We start from the raw sequence: 17043 nt of genomic DNA on the forward strand, positions 1-17043 counted from the left end.
AAAATTCATAAAGCTTAGGGGCGATCGCCGATAAATCCCCATAAATTTATACATTTCTTAAAAAAATACCGAGCTACCCCCGAATCGTTCTAATCTAAGTTAGCGCGTTAACTAAAAGTAAAGGGAGCCTCTTAGTAACCATGGTTGTCAAAGCAAGTGGTGGAAGCTCGGTTGCCCGCCCGCAACTTTATCAAACAGTCCCCGTTTCAACGATTATTCAAGCCGAACAGCAGGATCGCTTCCTGAATCGGGGTGAGCTGGATGAACTCGCTGTTTATCTGCGCTCTGGGGCAAAACGCCTTGAAATTGCCACCACCCTCACCCGCAACGCCGACATCATTGTTTCCCGTGCTGCCAACCGCATCTTTGTCGGTGGTTCCCCCATGGCCTTCCTCTCCCGTCCCCAAACTGCAGAAGCCCCCCAATTCACCACTGGGGCAAGGGGCGAAGCCATTGACATGAAAGAAGCCATGAAGTTGGGAACCGCAACCTATGTGGACACCCGTGGTGGATTCCTAGAGGGCTTGCGCTCCGTCTTTAGTGCCTCTGGTGGTGGTGCACCCGTGGGCTTCAAGCCGATCAACATTGCCCGCTATGGCCCTGCCCGCATGGAAAAATCCCTGCGCGACTTGGATTGGTTCCTGCGCTATACCACCTATGCCATTGTGGCTGGCGATCCCAACATTCTGGCGGTGAATACGCGCGGCTTGCGGGAAATTATTGAGGCTGCTTGCTCCACTGATGCCACCATTGCTGCCCTACAGGAAATGCGGCGGGCGGCTCTTAGCTACTTTGAAAAAGACGCCGAAGCCAAGGGCATTGTGGAAACCTACTTTGAAGTTCTGATCAACGAATTTATTGCCCCTGCCCCCTCCGATAAAGTGCGGCAGCGCAACTCCACGGATCTTCAAGGTCTGCAACTACCCCAGATTTACTTCAATGCCGCCGAACGCCGTCCCAAATTTGTGATGAAGCCGGGGCTATCCGCTGCCGAGAAAAACGAAGTGGTCAAAGCCGCCTATCGGCAAATCTTTGAACGCGACATCTCCCGTGCCTACGGCTTGGGCATCTCTGACCTAGAATCCAAGGTGAAAAATGGCTCCATCTCGATGAAGGAGTTCATCCGCCAACTGGCCAAATCGCCCCTCTATCGCAAAAACTTCTACGAACCCTATATCAACAGCCGTGCCCTCGAACTGGCCTTCCGCCATATTTTGGGTCGTGGGCCTTCGAGCCGTGAGGAAGTGCAAACCTACTTTGCCATTATTTCCAAAGGGGGTCTTCCAGCCTTAGTGGATGCCCTTGTGGATTCCAAGGAATACAGCGACTACTTTGGTGAAGAGACGGTGCCCTATCTGCGGGGTCTGGGTCAAGAGGCTCAAGAGTGCCGCAACTGGGGTGCCCAACAGGATCTCTTCAAGTACAGTGCTCCCTTCCGTAAAGTCCCGCAATTCATCACCACCTTTGCCGCTCAGGATCAGCCGCTGCCGGATCAACACCCCTACGGTGCGGGCAACGATCCCTTGGAAATTCAGTTTGGCGCCATCTTCCCGAAAGAGAAGAAAAATCCCAATGCTCGCCCCCAACCCTTCAACAAAGACACCCGCCGCATTCTCATTACGCGCGGGCCAGGGATCAACAATCAGGTGAGCAATCCCGCAGCGCGTGGGGTCGCCCCCGGCAGCCTAGGGCCAAAAGTCTTCAAACTGGATCAGCTTCCCAGCATCAATGCCCGCATTGGCAAACGCTCGATCGCCACGGGCGGCGACAGCGTCAAATTTGCTGAAAGTTCGACCCAGCGGGTGATTCGTGCCGCTTATCTGCAAGTCTTTGGCCGCGATGTCTATGAAGGGCAGCGCCAAAAAGTGGCCGAGATCAAACTGGAAAATGGTGAAATCTCTGTGCGTGAATTTGTGCGGATTTTGGCCAAGTCAAACCTCTTCCGCAGCCTCTACTGGACACCGCTGTACGTCACGAAGGCGATTGAATATATTCACCGTCGCCTCTTGGGTCGTCCCACCTATGGTCGCCAAGAGATGAATACCTACTTCGACATTGCCTCGAAGAAAGGTCTCTATGGCTTAGTGGATGCGATCATTGACAGCCAAGAGTACAGCGAAGCCTTTGGCGAAGATACGGTTCCCTACGAGCGCTACATTACGCCCCAAGGTCTGGCTCTGCGATCGCTCCGCACTGGCACGATTGGTGAAACTGGCGTACCCCCTGAAAAAGAAGAAACACCTCGCTTTGTCGAACTGGGGGCGGTGACCGAACTGCGAACCGAGCCAGCAATTCAGTTCCGTGCCAATCAAGGGGTGAGCAAGCGCCGCGACCAAACCAAGGTCTTTAAGCTCACAGATCTCAATGACAAGCAAAATCTGCAACTAGTGATTCAGGCGGCCTATCGTCAGGTCTTTGAGCGGGATGTGGCGCCCTACATTGTCCGCGATGAATTTACTGCCCTTGAATCGAAGCTCAGCAACGGCGAGATTACCCTCAAGGAGTTTATCGAGGGCTTGGGTTGCTCGGAACTCTATCAGAAGGAGTTCTACACCCCCTACCCCAACACCAAGGTGATCGAACTGGGCACCAAGCACTTCTTAGGTCGAGCGCCCCTTGATCAAGCGGAAATTCGCCGCTACAACCAAATTCTGGCCACCCAAGGCTTAAAGGCCTTTGTCCAAGCCCTCGTCAGTAGTGCTGAATACGCTGAAGCCTTTGGTGAGGATACGGTGCCCTATCGTCGCTTCCCCACCCTGCCGGCGGCCAACTTCCCCAACACTGAGAAATTGCACAATCAACTCACGAAGCAAAGTGATGCGATTGTCGTGCCCAGCTTCGCACCCGTGAAACCTCGCCTCGATAACACGAAGCTGCCGCTCCTCAGTCGGGCGATCGCCGAGCAAGAGGCCAAAGCGCGTCAAGCGGATCCCAGCAAACCCCGCTTTATCGAATTGGGACGCTCCTTCCGCAATGGCGATGGTCAATCGGTGGAAGTGGGGGTCGGTACCAGCCGTCGCCGTCCTGCTCGCATTTTCCGCATGACCGTGGGTGCCCCTAGTGCTGAAGTGGAACTGCTGATCAATGCCATCTACTGCCAAGTGATGGATGTCTTCAGTGGCCAAGTGCCCAGCCAGTTCCGGCGCCCTGATCTCGAGAGCCGCCTGCGCAACGGTGAAATTACCGTCCGCGAGTTTGTGCGTACCTTGGCCAGCTCGGAGATCTATCGCAACCGCTTCTACACCCCCTATCCCAACACCAAGGTGATTGAATTCCTCTTCCGTCACCTCCTCGGTCGCGCCCCGGCCACCCAAGCGGAAATTCGCCAATACAACAAAATCTTGGCGGATCAAGGCCTCAAGGCTGCTGTCGAAACGATGGTGAATAGCCCTGAGTACAGCCGCTACTTTGGCGAAGATGTCGTGCCCTACAAACGCTTCCCCACCCTGCCAGCGGGCAACTACATTGGCAGTGTCAAGGCCGATGCCGACTTGGTGAAGCAGTCTTGGTCAAGCCTCTCGCCCTCGTTGGTGGGGATTCAGCCAAGCCACCGCGACTAGGGAACGCTGCCACTAACCACTGGTGAATCAATACACTAGCGGATGCTCTTGTAGGGGTGTCCGCTTTTTTTCTCGACAAGACCACGTTAAAATATCTTAAAGATTCTCAATTCTGAAAAATCGGCAAAATCCTGTCCTAGTCAGGGCTGGGAGTCTTTCTATAGCCAGTAAAAAAATGATAGAGTACAAAAAATTCACATTTTAATTTCTTATCCATTACTGTTCTCATTGAGTAGGAGTGTCCGTTACTTTGGAGAGCCACAAAGAAAAGATACTCGTTGTTGATGATGAAGCGAGTATTCGCCGCATTTTAGAAACTCGGCTGTCAATGATTGGCTATACTGTCGTCACTGCTGCCGATGGCGAGGAAGCCCTGACCACATTTCGGCAGGAGCAGCCAGATTTAGTAGTGCTTGACGTGATGATGCCCAAACTCGATGGCTATGGCGTCTGTCAAGAACTGCGCAAAGAATCCGATGTCCCCATCATTATGCTCACTGCCCTTGGCGATGTCGCCGATCGCATTACAGGGCTGGAACTGGGCGCCGATGATTATGTGGTCAAGCCCTTTTCCCCCAAGGAGTTGGAAGCCCGCATTCGCTCGGTGCTGCGACGCATTGAGAAAACTAGCACCTCTGGTATCCCTAGCTCTGGGGTGATTCAGGTGGGCAATATTCGCATTGATACCAACAAGCGCCAAGTCTATAAGGGGGATGAGCGCATTCGCCTCACGGGTATGGAATTTATGCTCTTGGAATTGCTGGTGGGACGCTCGGGGGAACCCTTCTCACGGGGAGAAATTCTCGAGCAGGTGTGGGGCTACACGCCAGAACGCCATGTGGATACGCGGGTGGTGGATGTCCACATTTCCCGCTTGCGGGCTAAGCTAGAGGAAGACCCCAGTAATCCAGAATTAATTTTGACAGCACGGGGAACAGGCTATCTCTTTCAGCGGATTACTGAACCGGGAGAAGCAAGCAACAAAAATTCCTAACTGGCTTGAGGGTGAGCCATGCTTCAAAAACGCTGGCGCTGGTCAGAAGCTGTGGGTCTGGGTCTGACGGTTGTGGCCCTGAGCATTATTGCCTTTATGCAGCAGGATGCCCTGCGTCAGTTACAGGCTCAAACGGGAGAACAATTCACCGATGCCGAATATGAGCGCCAGAATGCCCAGACCATTACACAGATGCGGCTTTTGGCCAACCTACCCGCCTTTGGTTTTGACAATTTAGTTGCCGATTGGGCGTTTTTGCAATTTCTCCAGTTTTTTGGTGATTCCGCTGCCCGCCAAGTCACGGGTTACGACGATGCACCTGCTTTCTTTGCGGTAATTATCGCTAAAGACCCCCGCTTTGCCCCAACCTATCCCTATCTTTCAACGGCAATTACGGTGTATGCAGGACAGCCGCAAACCTCTGTGGCCTTGATGGATCGGGGTCTGGCAGCGATGGATCCTGCCTATCAACCGACAGCTTACTTGGCATGGGTATTTCGGGCGATGGATGAATTGCTCTTTTTGGGCAAGGGGCGAGCGGCAGCAGAGTCCTACGATCGCGCGGCGGCTTGGGCAGAAATGAATCCAGATCCACAAGTCCGTGCCGCAGCAGAGTATTATCGCTCGTTGGCACAAACCCTACGGCGGGATCCCGATAGTCGGATGGCACAGATCAATGCCTGGATTTGGGCACTGGTGAATGCGGTCAGCGATCGCTCGCGACAAACGGCCATCGAGAATATTGAACGTCTAGGAGGTAAGGTCTCACGGCTGCCTGACGGCACTTGGCAAATCCGCCATCCTGAAGATCTGCGGTAACGCCTGTGGAACGCACGATTGCCGAAATCAATGAAAAGATTACAGCAGGCAAAGCCACCGTTTGGACATTGGCAGAACTCAAAGCCCGCCTTGAAAGCTTGAGCATTGCGGAAGCAACGCGCCAAGTGGATGTGATCACGACGGGCACGTTTGAACCCATGGAATCGTCTGGGGCGATGATTAACTTGGGGCCGACGGATCCACCGATTAAACTGCGGCAGTGTTGGCTCGATGGCATTCCTGCCTACAGTGGTTTTGGCGCCGTCGATCTGTACTTGGGGGCAGCCCAATCGCTGGATCCCAATTCCGAAGCGGGCGAAGCCGACAGTCTGCGGGAGCGCGGGGGGGGCCATGTCATTGCCGATTTGATTGCGGGTAAAGCCATTCCCCTACGGGCAGTGGGCTATGTCACGGATTGTTATCCCCGCGCCAGTTTAGAAACGGTGATTAGCAAAGAGACGATCAATCAGTTCTATCTCTATAACCCCCGCAATCTTTATCAAAATTTTATTGTCGGTGTCAATGGGGGCGATCGCCCGCTCTATACCTACCTTGGTCCGCTGCAACCGCAACTGGGGAATGCTGTCTATGCCTGTGGCGGTGCCCTTTCACCTCTATTGAATGATCCCTACTTGCGACTGGTGGGGATTGGCACGCGCATTTTTCTCGGCGGTGGCATTGGTTATGTGGCGTGGGAAGGCACTCAACACTTCCCCTTGCAAAAACGGTTGGCCAACGACACCCCCATTGGTCCAGCAGCCACCCTTGCCCTGATTGGTGATGCCAAACAGATGGATCCCTTTTGGGTGCGGGGCTGCTATTTCAAACATTACGGTGCCTCCCTGATGTTGGGAGTGGGCGTGCCCCTGCCCGTCTTAGATCAAGACGTTATTGCCCGCTGTGCCATTCGTGATGAAGACGTGGTTGCCCCAATTATTGACTTTTCAATTCCCCGCCGCGTGCGTCCCACCTTTGGCATGGTCAACTATGCTCAACTCAAGTCAGGCAAAATCAAAATTGAAGGCAAAACTGTGCGCACTGCTCCCCTGACGAGTCTTTACTTTAGTCAGCGCATTGCCGAAGTCCTCAAAGACTGGATCCACAGTGGTCGTTTTACCCTCACAGAACCCGTTGCCCCCCTGCCGCGCGATCGCGTCTTTTTGCCACAGCAACCTTGGATGCCCGCTGCCAGCGATGATTAATGACATTAATGACTTTTGGCGGGTAGCAACCCTCCTTTCGCTATAATGACCAATAGTTCAACCACCTTGGCCTTGGCAATTCTCCAGTCCCCGACCGAGTGATTCAGGCCACTGCTGAACACTTGCCGATGGGTGTTTAATAAAAATATAGGGTTCTGGATTCCAGCGATCGCGGACAGACGAAAAGTTGCATCCTTCATTCACTTAATTTCGTCATGCGTATTATTACGGTTGTTGTATGTTCTAGTTGTGTGTCAGTCTCAGCGTTAGGGTAGAGGTCAAGGGCTGTGCAGTATCTTGCCGAGGTGATTAAAAAAACGGGTTTCATGGGGACGAAATCCGAGTTGAAGTTGTTGATGCGTGAGCAGTCGGGCTACTGGCACCCTGTCCCCCAAAACGAAGAAACGATTCCCTTTGACAACAGTCGTGACTACGGCAATGGTGTGTTGGTCTTTGTTGAAATGGCCGCCAACCGCCAGATTCAAAACGTGGATGAAGCAACGCGCCGTCTCACCGGTATCTTGCACGGCTTCACACGGATGCGTGAGCGCTTCCAAAGTCAAGAGGAAGAAATTGAGGGCTGGAAGCAATCCCTCTCCTATCAAGCAGAAGCTCTCAATCAACGGGAACAGGAATTTGAGCAGCGCAGAGAAGAACTCCAAGAACTAGAGGCGCAACTGGCCGGCGCTGAAGAGCAGCTAGCACAACTCAACAAATTGCGAGAAGAATTGACCGCCGAGGAACAGCGGATTCAAGCAGAGCGCCAAGCCCTTGAAAATTTACGCCACCAAGTGCACCAAGAGCAGCAGCGCTGGGAACAACTTAAATCAAGCCACAGCGTTGGCCTATCCCCAGAGCAAATTCGCCAAGTGGACTCGATTTTGCGGCAGTTGGCAGAGACCCTCAACAGTGGTGGGCGTCCTCAAATCGCGGAATGTTTTCAAATTTTAGACCAGCAGCAGGCCTTGCTGAGTCAATACTGGCAGCAACTGGAGCAACTGGAGCAGGAGCTGAGTCAACGGCAAGCTGCCCTAGAGGAACAACTGCAAGCCTTCCATGCAAAGGAGGAGACGTGGCGCACCGCCCAAGAACAATTTTGGCAAGACAGTCGGGCGATCGCCCTGCAGGAGGAACTCTGCCGCTACAAACAGTCCGTGCTTGAAAAAGAACGTCACCTCCTTGCCCAACAGGAGGAAATGATCCAGCAAATGCGCCAAGCCATGGTCAGTGATCTCACAGAGGCCGTGGATGTGAATGCCCTGATGAAAATGCCCATGGAGGAACTCGAAAAAGAAGTCGCCAACCGCGGTAATGACCTCAAACGTGCCTCTGCCTTTGTCAACGATCAAGAAGAAGAGCTAAAAATGGCTCTGGAGTCCTTAGCAGAACTGGAGCAAAAAGTCAAAGACGCCAGTGATTTCGATCGCCTGCAACTGGCAGGAGAACTGGAGGACGAACGCCAGCGCTGTAATCTGCTCAATCAGGCGCTTGAAGGACAGCGGCAAAATATCCGTGAAAAAGAAGCGATCTACAAAATCCACAAACAAGTGCTAGAGGCGCGCAAAGATCTCGCCTCCCAACAGGGCATTAGCCTCATTCCCATCCTCAGTGAACTGGAGCGCCAGTTTCAAGAGTACAGTGTGGCTGTCAATCAACTCGCGGAAGAATTGCAGCAGGCCTATACTGATCTCGAAAGTCTGCGCCATGACCTTGAAGAGCGCCGCAAACTGCAACAGCAGCAAAAAGATCAACTCAGTCAAGAAGAACAGGCACTGATTGAAGAGCAACGGTTACTCGCTGCCAAGCGCGGCCAAGCGAATCTACTGCGGGAGATTTTACAGCCCGTTCAAGATCGCCTCAATCACCTGCGCCAAGGCCTAGAGGGACTAAACCAAAATATCCTCAATGGCCGTCCCAGTGCTCTCATTTCTGAATTGCAGCAGGTCGTCATGAATCTAGGGCAGGGGGCTTAGTCGCTAATTGCGCTGCCGCATCGCGTCTCGGACTTTGGTTTCTCCTGCGCGGTTATTTTGCTCACGGTACAGTTTCAAAGCCACTTGATAGGCACTGCGAGCCTCCTGCCGCCGCCCTTGCGCTGCCAAGGCTTTGCCCAAGCGATAAAATCCCTCGGGATCTCTAGGGTTGATCTGCGTAGCTTGACGATAAATTGCCGCCGCTTCAAGGGGGTTGTTCTGCTGCATTAACAACTCGCCAAAGCTAAAGTAGGTGGCTAGCCGTTCGGGTTGCAAAGTGATTAGGCGGCGATAGGTTTGAATGGCTCGCTCGGGTTGATTCGCCGCAACGGCCAGTTCAGCCACCTGTTGTAGCAGATCCGCATCCCGCTGACCCAAGTTAGCGGCGCGATCAATCGCTTGCCAGCCATTGCTAGGATCGCCGGCGGCCAGAAGTGCCATCCCCAAGTTGAGTTGAATCGAGGCATTGCCGGGGGCAAGGCTTGCCGCCTGTTGCAGACTACTGAGGGCTTCAGGAATATTGCGTTGTTGGAGCAGCAAAACGCCTAATCCCTTTTGAGCCGCCCAATTGCGGGGGTCAAGACTGAGGGCGGAGCGGTAGGCCTGTATAGCGCCTTGGGGATCCCCCATGCGGGCGAGAATCACCGCCAGTCCTTCGTAGGATTGGGCATTACGGTTATTCAGGCGAATGGCTTGGCGGTAGGCGGCAGCAGCCCCGTGGTTTTCCCCCATCATCCCCAGACTGTAGCCGAGGGCATAGTAAAAATCAGCGTTTTGTTGATCCAGCTCAATAGCGCGTTGGTAGGCACGGGCGGCTTCGGCAAATTGTCCCTGCTGGGCATAGATGTAGCCAATGGCAGAATGCACGCGGGGATTACGGCTCTCGCTCTGGAGCAGTTGCTGATAAATGGCCAAGGCTTGGGCATAGTTTCCTGCTTCCACTAGCCGTCGCCCTTCTTGCATCAGCGTGCTGACTTGGCTATTGGCGTGTACTGGCGATGCCATCCAAAGGCCAAGACTGGCAATACTAGCCCACAAAAGGGAATTGAAGCGCATCGTGAGTGAGTCCTCCTCGCAAACATTAACCCCAACTTAACGGTTGTTTACAGCTCTCTTAAGAGATACTGCAAATTCCGCCAAGGGCGATCGCCAAGGGTTAAGAGATCTAGTTAAGGCAAACTAAGGCTCTATTCTGGACAATTTTGACCCGAATGGCAAATCAAAAGGTAGGTGTGCGATGGCGAGACGATGCAACATTGCCCTTGTGGGCAGCTACAACAGTGGCAAAACAACCCTTGCAGAAAGCATTTTGCGCCTTACCCACGCCACGAGCAGTAAGGCCAGTAGTCTTCTAGATACCAGCCCTGAGGCTCGCGATCGCCAAATGGGGGTAGAACTGAATGTCGTTCATACCCAGTATGGAGACTTGGAGCTGACGCTTCTCGACTGTCCCGGCTCGGTGGAATTGCTGCAAGAAACCCTCAATGCCCTCGTGGGGGTGGATATGGCGATCGTTGTCTGTGAACCCCTGAGCGATCGCGCCTTTACCCTAACCCCCCTGTTCAAATTCCTCGATGACTGGCAGATTCCCCATATTCTTTTTGTCAACAAGATGGAGCGCGCCCATGACCCCTACATGGAGATCCTCGCGGCCTATCGCCAAGTTTCCAGTCGCCCCTTGGTACCCCACCAGTACCCCATTTGGCAGGGGGATGATCTCTTGGGCTACATTGACTTGGTGACGGAGCAGGCCTATCACTATCATGCGGGGGCAGCGGCGGATTTAGTTCCCTTTCCTTCGGAATTACAAGCCGTTGAACAGGCGGCGCGGGCGGAGCTACTGGAGGCTCTAGCCAACTATGATGACCACCTTTTGGAAGAACTCCTTGAGGATATTGCGCCGCCAGAAAGTGAAATCATGGCGGATCTGCGCTGGGAGTTGGGAGCCGATTTAATTGTGCCCGTCTTTTTTGGCAGTGCGCAAACGGACTACGGTGTGCGCCCCCTATTGGCAGCCCTTGATCGCGAAGCACCCGATGCCACAGAAACTGCTGCCCATCGCCAGATCAATGGTGAAGAACCCCTCGCCCAAGTGCTGAAGACCTTCTATCTACCCCAAGGAGGCGGCAAGCTCTCCCTCGTTCGGGTCTGGCAGGGTACCTTGACCGATGGTATGAGCTTGAATGGGGTGCGCGTGGGGGGTATCTACCGTGCCCAAGGTACACAACTGGAATCCTTGGGACAAGCCACAGCGGGGGACATCGTTCTCTTGGCGCGGCTAGAGGGCATTCGTACGGGTGAGACCCTCAGTATCAATGGTCAGGCGGTGCCTTTGCCCTGTGCCCCCCAACTAGAACCCGTCTATGCCTTGGCCATTACCCCCAGTAAACGCAGTGATGAGGTGAAGCTCACCAGCGCGCTGCAAAAACTCCTTGAGGAAGATCCGGCGCTGCGCTGGGAACAGCATGGCGATACCCATGAAATTATTCTCTGGGGACAGGGTGACATTCACTTGCAGATTGCCCTTGATCGCCTGCGCCGCAAATATAACCTACCGATGCAAACCCATCTCCCCCAAGTCCCCTACAAGGAAACCATTCGCCGCAGCACGAAAAACAGTCATGGCCGCTATAAACATCAAACCGGTGGCCACGGCCAGTTTGGCGATGTCTACCTCGATATTGCTCCCCTAGAACGCGGCAGCGGCTTTCAATTTAGTGAAACCATTGTCGGCGGCGTTGTGCCCAAGCAATATATCCCCGGTGTCGAGCAAGGGGTGCGGGAATTTCTCAACCAAGGACCGTTGGGATTTCCGATCGTGGATGTGGCGGTGACCCTCACCAATGGCTCCTATCACTCCGTGGATAGCTCTGAGCAGGCCTTTCGCCAAGCGGCTCGCCTCGCCATGCAAGCGGGAATTCCCCAGTGTGAACCGCAACTCCTAGAACCCATCATGGCAGTCCAAGTGTGGATGCCCCAAGCTTTTACGGCTAAGGTGATGCAGGCGTTGACGGGGCGGCGCGGTCAGGTTTTGGGCTACAGCAATAAGGAGGGTTGGCCCGGCTGGGAACAGATTGAGGCTTATTTACCCCAAGCAGAAATGCATGACTTTGTGGTGGAGTTGCGATCGCTGACAATGGGCACAGGTGGCTTCCATTGGCAATTTGACCATCTTCAAGAAGTACCGGAGAAACTGGCCGCGACGATTGTCCAGCGCCACAAAAAAGCCTAGGCTACCAGTTGAGCCGCCTTGGCCTGCAATTCCTGAAGTCGTGTGGCCATAATCTGCTGAATCTGCGCCTCCTGCTGGCGATCGCTCGCATCCAGATCATCAGCCACGGTGCCGGGAGCCGCTTGGAATTTCTTGAGTTGACGGTCAAAGAAACTATTGGGAAAGCGGCGGTACTCAACGGTCTGCTGCTGGAGGTGGGCAGTGTGGCAAAACTGGTGCAGCCAATGGGCATAGGCCACATCCTCAGCCCCATAGCGAAATTGGCGAAACACCTCCTCTTCGGGAAAGCCGCCAATAAACTCATGGACTTCGCGGCGCACGGCGAGATTGAGCACCAGCGTTTGCTCGAGGCTTTTGTGCCAGTAGGGATGCAGGCGATCGCGACAATAGACCCCCGTGCGTACCGCCCCAAAATACGCTGGGGCATAGGGTGCGGGTAAAGGCTGATTCAACACCGATAGGGCTAAAAACAGATGCTCAGGGCGGTAGAGATCATCGGCATCACAGAAAAAAATCACCTCCCCTTTGGCCAAGCGCACCCCCATGTTCCGCGCTGCCGCAATCCCAATATTCGTCGGCAAGCCCACCAATTGTAGGGGCACGGCATTCGGCCATCCTGCCGTCGCCACATCACAGGTGTGATCCGTTGAACCATCGCTGATCAGGATGAATTCCCCCGCAGTGGCGTAGGGGAAGTGCTGTTGGAGGTAGCGGCAACTGGCGGCAATGCTCTCAAGGGTTTCCCGAAAGACCGTTTCTCCCCGCTGGGTCACCACATTGTAGGCGGGCATCACAATCGAGAAGGAACGTAGGCCAGCAAGTTCCACAGCAAGTCCCTCAGTCACTCGCCCTCATTTTCTCCCTAGGAGCGGCTGCGATGCAAAAATTTCCCGAGGGGTTGACAAACGCTCAGGGCATTCGCTACATTAACTAATGCTGAGTCTTGCCCCCATCGTCTAGAGGCCTAGGACACCTCCCTTTCACGGAGGCGACGGGGATTCGAATTCCCCTGGGGGTATCCTCCATTGGCAACCTCAACGTGAACGGTCGATATTTGATTCGCCGCTCCCCTGCCAAAGTGCCACAATACGGAAAGTAGTGCAGGAGACAAAGGATGGACTGGGCAACGCGGGTGATGCGGGTCACGCCGTCGGTAACGCTGGCGATTGATGCCAAAGCCAAGGCAATGCGCGCAGCGGGAGAGGATATCTGTAGCTTTAGTGCGGGCGAACCCGACTTTGACACCCCTGCCCACATTCGTGAGGCGGCAAAAGCAGCGCTCGATCAAGGCAAAACCCGCTATGGTCCGGCGGCAGGGGAACCGGCCTTGCGGCAGGCGATCGCCACCAAGCTCAACAACGACAACCACCTGCCCTATCGCGCCGAAAATATCCTAGTGACCAATGGCGGCAAGCAAGCCCTCTTTAACCTGATGCTAGCCCTAATCAATCCCGGCGATGAGGTGATTATTCCTGCCCCCTACTGGGTGAGCTATCCAGAAATGGTGCACTTGGCCAGTGGCACGCCGGTGATTGTGACAACCACTGCGGAAACCGGCTATCGGATTACCCCTGCCCAGCTAGAGGATGCCATTACCCCCAAAACACGGCTCTTTGTCCTCAACTCCCCCAGCAACCCCACGGGCATGGTCTATACCCCCGAGGAAATTCGCGAACTAGCGGCAGTCATTGTGCGGCATCAACTGTGGGTGATCTCCGATGAGATTTACGAGAAGATTCTCTACGATGGGGCTGAACACCTGAGCATCGGTGCTGTCAGTGAGGCGGCCTTTGAGCGAACCATTGTCTGTAGTGGCTTTGCCAAGACCTATGCGATGACAGGTTGGCGTGTGGGCTATCTGGCAGGGGCAACCGATGTCATTAAAGTCGCCACGAAAATTCAGAGCCACAGCACCTCAAATGTCTGTACCTTTGCCCAATACGGTGCCCTTGCGGCTCTAGAGGGAAGTCAAGCCTGTGTGGCCGAAATGGTGGCCGCCTTCCGCGATCGCCGTGCCTGTATCTATGAACGCATTTCTGAGATTCCTCGCCTGCGCTGTCTCAAACCCCAAGGCGCCTTTTATCTCTTTGTGGATATTAGCGAAACGGGTTTAAGTTCCGTAGAGTTTTGCGATCGTCTGCTGGAGGAAGAAAGAGTGGCCACGATTCCCGGTAAAGCCTTTGGCATGGATGATCACATTCGCCTCTCCTACGCCACAGATTTGGCCACCATTGAAAAAGGCCTGACGCGACTGGCAAAATTTGTCGAGCGGCTCTAAATCCACAACTGCGCCATCGGTAGGAGAAACCCCGGCATCACCTCACTGCAATCAACCACCTCAGGGGAGTCCAAAACCACCACTTCCGCTTGGGGACGATAGAGTTCCACTTGACGGTCTTGGGAATTGATCAGCAGCCCCAAGCGCACCCCCAGTCGCCGATACTCCTGCATTTTGGCGCGTAAGCGGTCAATCGCATCCGAGGGCGATCGCAACTCAGCAACGAAATCCGGCACGATGGGGATAAAGCCCGTCAGATCAACGCCCTCTAGGCGGGGGCTAGCAATCCAAGAGACATCTGGGGAGAGTTTGCCGCCCCCCAAAGCTGTAAAGTCATAGCCCGTTGAGGAATCAAAGGCACGCCCCAGTTGCGTTTGCCGGTTCCAAAGCCCCACTTCCACAATCAGCTCAAAATTTTGGGCACCCGTTTGCCCCCCCGTTGGCGGCATGACAATCAATTCTCCAGCCTTGGTCAATTCTAGGCGCAGATCAGGATTATCGCGGCAGAGCTGATCAAACTGCTCTGGGGTCACCTGCACCGTTGCATTGCGGACATTGAGCAGCAGCGGCGAGCTGTCCACGGGTGTCGTAGAAGTCATAACAGTTGGTTCAAGCCGAATAACTTGATCCTAGCGAAGGCGACTTAGAGATGGTCTTTGACGTATTTCCACGCTAGTTTGGCTGCACCGACGATGCCCGCGTGATTGCCAAGGGTGGCTCGCAAACAGTGGAGGTTATTGCGGGAGGTGGGCAGCACCCGCTCTTCCAATTCAGCAATCATCGAGGGAAAAAAGAGGTCACTGGCGGCACTAATCCCCCCACCAATAATCACTGCTTCGGGGGTGAGGACATACACAAGGCTCGCAATGCCAGCGGCTAATTCACGGCCATAGCTTTGCCAGAGGGCGATCGCCTCAGGGTTACCATTGTTGGCCCGCTCTGCCATCTCATGGGGTTCACAGCCCCAGCGCCGCCGCAGGGCTTGGGCAGAAACATGTTGCTCAAGGGAACCGCGATTGCCACTGTTGCAGGGAGGCCCTGTGTAGTCGAGGGTAATCAGCCCCAACTCGCCGGCGGCGCCATCCCGACCGACAAAGAGATCGCCATTGAGGATGATCGCACCGCCGACCCCCGTCCCCAAGGTCAGCAAAATTAGATCCTCAAACTGACTCCCTGCCCCTAGCCATGCTTCTCCGAGGCCGGCACAGTTGGCATCGTTACCAATCACGGTGGGCTTGCCCGTCAACTGTTCGAGGCTGTCGCTAATGGGCACTTCATACCAGTCAAGGTTAATCGCACGGCGGGCAATACGACCAGTGGCATCCACAGGCCCCGGTATCCCCATCCCGATCGCCAGCGCCCGATCCTCCCCATCCAGTTCTTTAATCCCCTGCACAATGGCTTTAATCACCCGTTCTGGAAAGGGGGGCTGAGGGGTCGGCAACGTCAGGGCATTGAGGCAATCTCCCTTGGGACTAAAGCGCCCCATTTTGATGGCAGTGCCACCAAGATCAACACCAATCACGTAGGGTTCACTCACAGAGATTTTGTGGGTCTCAATTGCAGGCGATCGCGGGCATCGTCGCCCAGTTGAATCGTTACATCCGATGCTAACACACCTGTACTCTCCACCCGCACTTCACCAAATCCCAGCAATAGCTGCACCCGCCGCGCTGCCGCCAAATCCCCCTGTTGAGCAATGATCCGTGTCATCGGGAGCGGTTGGGGCAATGGCTCTGCCACCAAAGGATCAGGGTAACCGGCGGTTTGCAGTTGCTGACTCAGACGCATGACCAATGATTCTGGCAGGGTGGTATTTTGAATCGCAATGCGCACCTGGGCAGGGGGGGTCAAACCCGTCTCGCGCGGATCAGCCGTGGGAGTATCGCGGAAATAGTGATCCGTCAGCCAAGCAATCCGTTGGTAATCGGGCAACCAATAGCTCACTTCCACTTCATCGGTGCTGCCATTAAAGTTCCCCGGCAGCATCAGAAACTCCACCCGCGATCGCGGCAAGCTAGTGAGGAATTGCCCCAAGCTCATCAGTTCCTCAACCGTTAAATTGGTATCCAAGTTTTCGCGAATAATACTGAGAAGCTGGGGGGTACGGGCAAGGGTTTCGGGGCGAGCCGTTTGCTCCATTAGTGTCCGCAAAAACATCTGTTGTCGCTGCACGCGGCCAATATCGCCAAGGGCATCGTAGCGAAAGCGCAGAAATTGTAGGGCTTGGTTGCCATTTAGGTGTTGTCGTCCGGGCTGCAAATCAATGTAGAGGCGCTGACTGTCATCCCGATAGCGCATGGCTGTGGGTACATCCACTGTCACCCCCCCAAGGGCATCAATGAGTTTCTCAATGCCTTGAACGTTAATGCGCAAATAGCGATCGATGGGCACATCCCCCAGCAAATCACTCACGGTTTCCGCCGCCAGTGCGGGTCCACCGAGGGCATTGGCTTCGTTAATTTTGGCGTCCCCTCGGCCGGGGATAAAGGTCAGCGTATCGCGGGGAATTGACAACACCACTAACCGTTGCTGCACTGGGTCAAAACGCACGAGTAGCAGTGAGTCCGATAGCCCTTCAACGGAATTCACTAGGGCATGGTAGGTAAGGTTGGGGTCAGGCGGTTCATCTAAGTCGGAGGTTAAAACCTTGGAGCCAATGAGCAGTAAATTCAAGGGTTGATGGAGCCTTGCCCCTGTCCAGCGATCGCCCCGTTGAAACACCTGCCACTCCCGACTGCTGAGCGATCGCTGCATAAGCGGTGTACTCTGACTCAATAGCCCCCAGAGTGCCCCCAAGCTGCCGGAGATTAAGGCAACCCCTAGCCACAACACCAGTCGCCAAAATAAACCCCCTTCTTCAGGCGGAGCGGGTCGTCGTCGGTGTTGCCATCGAATAAACACTATTGCCTCGGCACACTAAAATTCCCTTAAGCCTACCATATAGCCCTTTTCTCCTATGACGTACATGAAGCGTCTTCGATA

Annotated in this window: 12 protein-coding genes and 1 tRNA gene; 8 read left to right on the forward strand and 5 right to left on the reverse strand. The window is 54.5% G+C overall.

What is annotated here, in order from left to right:
* The first annotated feature begins 140 nt into the window (after nucleotides 1–140).
* The 5 genes from RHJ80_RS10735 to hmpF all read left to right on the forward strand — a co-directional run bounded on the left by RHJ80_RS10735 (nucleotide 141) and on the right by hmpF (nucleotide 8548).
* The gene (locus RHJ80_RS10735; protein ID WP_310744544.1) at nucleotides 141–3560 is read left to right on the forward strand and encodes a phycobilisome rod-core linker polypeptide; all 3420 of its coding nucleotides are present in this window, start codon (nucleotides 141–143) and stop codon (nucleotides 3558–3560) included.
* 250 nt (nucleotides 3561–3810) lie between these two features.
* Entirely contained in the window at nucleotides 3811–4554 is a 744-nt protein-coding gene (gene rpaB / locus RHJ80_RS10740; RefSeq protein ID WP_149821735.1) for a response regulator transcription factor RpaB, read from the forward strand.
* A gap of 18 nt (nucleotides 4555–4572) precedes the next feature.
* A complete protein-coding gene (locus tag RHJ80_RS10745; protein WP_206200157.1) occupies nucleotides 4573–5373 on the forward strand; it encodes a hypothetical protein in 801 nt (266 codons plus the stop codon).
* Between the two features lie 5 nt (nucleotides 5374–5378).
* Nucleotides 5379–6575, forward strand: coding sequence for a homocysteine biosynthesis protein (locus tag RHJ80_RS10750; RefSeq protein ID WP_302678286.1), 1197 nt, complete (start codon nucleotides 5379–5381; stop codon nucleotides 6573–6575).
* A 287-nt stretch (nucleotides 6576–6862) separates the two neighbouring features.
* A complete protein-coding gene (hmpF, locus tag RHJ80_RS10755; protein WP_310800965.1) occupies nucleotides 6863–8548 on the forward strand; it encodes a pilus motility taxis protein HmpF in 1686 nt (561 codons plus the stop codon).
* Nucleotides 8549–8551: 3 nt separating this feature from the next.
* On the opposite strand, the gene RHJ80_RS10760 is transcribed toward hmpF, so the two are convergent.
* A complete protein-coding gene (locus RHJ80_RS10760) occupies nucleotides 8552–9604 on the reverse strand; it encodes a tetratricopeptide repeat protein (RefSeq protein WP_302677594.1) in 1053 nt (350 codons plus the stop codon).
* A gap of 181 nt (nucleotides 9605–9785) precedes the next feature.
* On the opposite strand from RHJ80_RS10760, the gene RHJ80_RS10765 reads away from it, so the two are divergent.
* On the forward strand, nucleotides 9786–11780 hold the full coding sequence (locus RHJ80_RS10765) for an elongation factor G (RefSeq protein WP_286625052.1): 1995 nt from the start codon (nucleotides 9786–9788) through the stop codon (nucleotides 11778–11780).
* On the opposite strand, the gene RHJ80_RS10770 is transcribed toward RHJ80_RS10765, so the two are convergent.
* Nucleotides 11777–12625, reverse strand: a complete 849-nt coding sequence (locus RHJ80_RS10770) for a glycosyltransferase family A protein (RefSeq protein ID WP_206200162.1) — start codon at nucleotides 12623–12625, stop codon at nucleotides 11777–11779. The two genes, RHJ80_RS10765 and RHJ80_RS10770, sit on opposite strands and share 4 nt — an antisense overlap.
* A 100-nt stretch (nucleotides 12626–12725) precedes the next feature.
* Here RHJ80_RS10770 and RHJ80_RS10775 point away from each other — a divergent pair.
* Both RHJ80_RS10775 and RHJ80_RS10780 read left to right on the forward strand, forming a co-directional pair.
* Nucleotides 12726–12798: transfer RNA gene (locus RHJ80_RS10775), tRNA-Glu, on the forward strand.
* Between the two features lie 96 nt (nucleotides 12799–12894).
* Complete coding sequence (locus RHJ80_RS10780) at nucleotides 12895–14058, forward strand: pyridoxal phosphate-dependent aminotransferase (RefSeq protein ID WP_310800966.1); 1164 nt, start codon at nucleotides 12895–12897, stop codon at nucleotides 14056–14058.
* On the opposite strand, the gene RHJ80_RS10785 is transcribed toward RHJ80_RS10780, so the two are convergent.
* The 3 genes from RHJ80_RS10785 to RHJ80_RS10795 are packed head-to-tail and all read right to left on the reverse strand — an operon-like array spanning nucleotide 14055 to nucleotide 16962.
* Nucleotides 14055–14657 (reverse strand): Uma2 family endonuclease, encoded by a 603-nt coding sequence (locus RHJ80_RS10785; protein ID WP_310800967.1) that lies wholly within the window; start codon nucleotides 14655–14657, stop codon nucleotides 14055–14057. The genes RHJ80_RS10780 and RHJ80_RS10785 overlap by 4 nt on opposite strands.
* Nucleotides 14658–14701: 44 nt before the next feature.
* Complete coding sequence (locus RHJ80_RS10790; RefSeq protein WP_310800968.1) at nucleotides 14702–15598, reverse strand: ROK family protein; 897 nt, start codon at nucleotides 15596–15598, stop codon at nucleotides 14702–14704.
* Nucleotides 15595–16962, reverse strand: coding sequence for an LCP family protein (locus RHJ80_RS10795; RefSeq protein ID WP_310800969.1), 1368 nt, complete (start codon nucleotides 16960–16962; stop codon nucleotides 15595–15597). The genes RHJ80_RS10790 and RHJ80_RS10795 overlap by 4 nt, the downstream gene beginning before the upstream one ends.
* Nucleotides 16963–17043 lie beyond the last annotated feature (81 nt).

Origin of the sequence: Thermosynechococcus sp. QS41 (genome assembly GCF_031583515.1) — a bacterium.
GTDB lineage: Bacteria > Cyanobacteriota > Cyanobacteriia > Thermosynechococcales > Thermosynechococcaceae > Thermosynechococcus.

Bases quoted from the DNA above. Each gene is read 5' to 3' on its own strand.
- RHJ80_RS10735 (WP_310744544.1), top strand. From the start codon at position 141: ATGGTTGTCAAAGCAAGTGGTGGAAGCTCGGTTGCCCGCCCGCAACTT.
- RHJ80_RS10745 (WP_206200157.1), top strand. From the start codon at position 4,573: ATGCTTCAAAAACGCTGGCGCTGGTCAGAAGCTGTGGGTCTGGGTCTG.
- RHJ80_RS10760 (WP_302677594.1), bottom strand. From the start codon at position 9,604: ATGCGCTTCAATTCCCTTTTGTGGGCTAGTATTGCCAGTCTTGGCCTT.
- RHJ80_RS10765 (WP_286625052.1), top strand. From the start codon at position 9,786: ATGGCGAGACGATGCAACATTGCCCTTGTGGGCAGCTACAACAGTGGC.
- RHJ80_RS10780 (WP_310800966.1), top strand. From the start codon at position 12,895: ATGGACTGGGCAACGCGGGTGATGCGGGTCACGCCGTCGGTAACGCTG.
- RHJ80_RS10785 (WP_310800967.1), bottom strand. From the start codon at position 14,657: ATGACTTCTACGACACCCGTGGACAGCTCGCCGCTGCTGCTCAATGTC.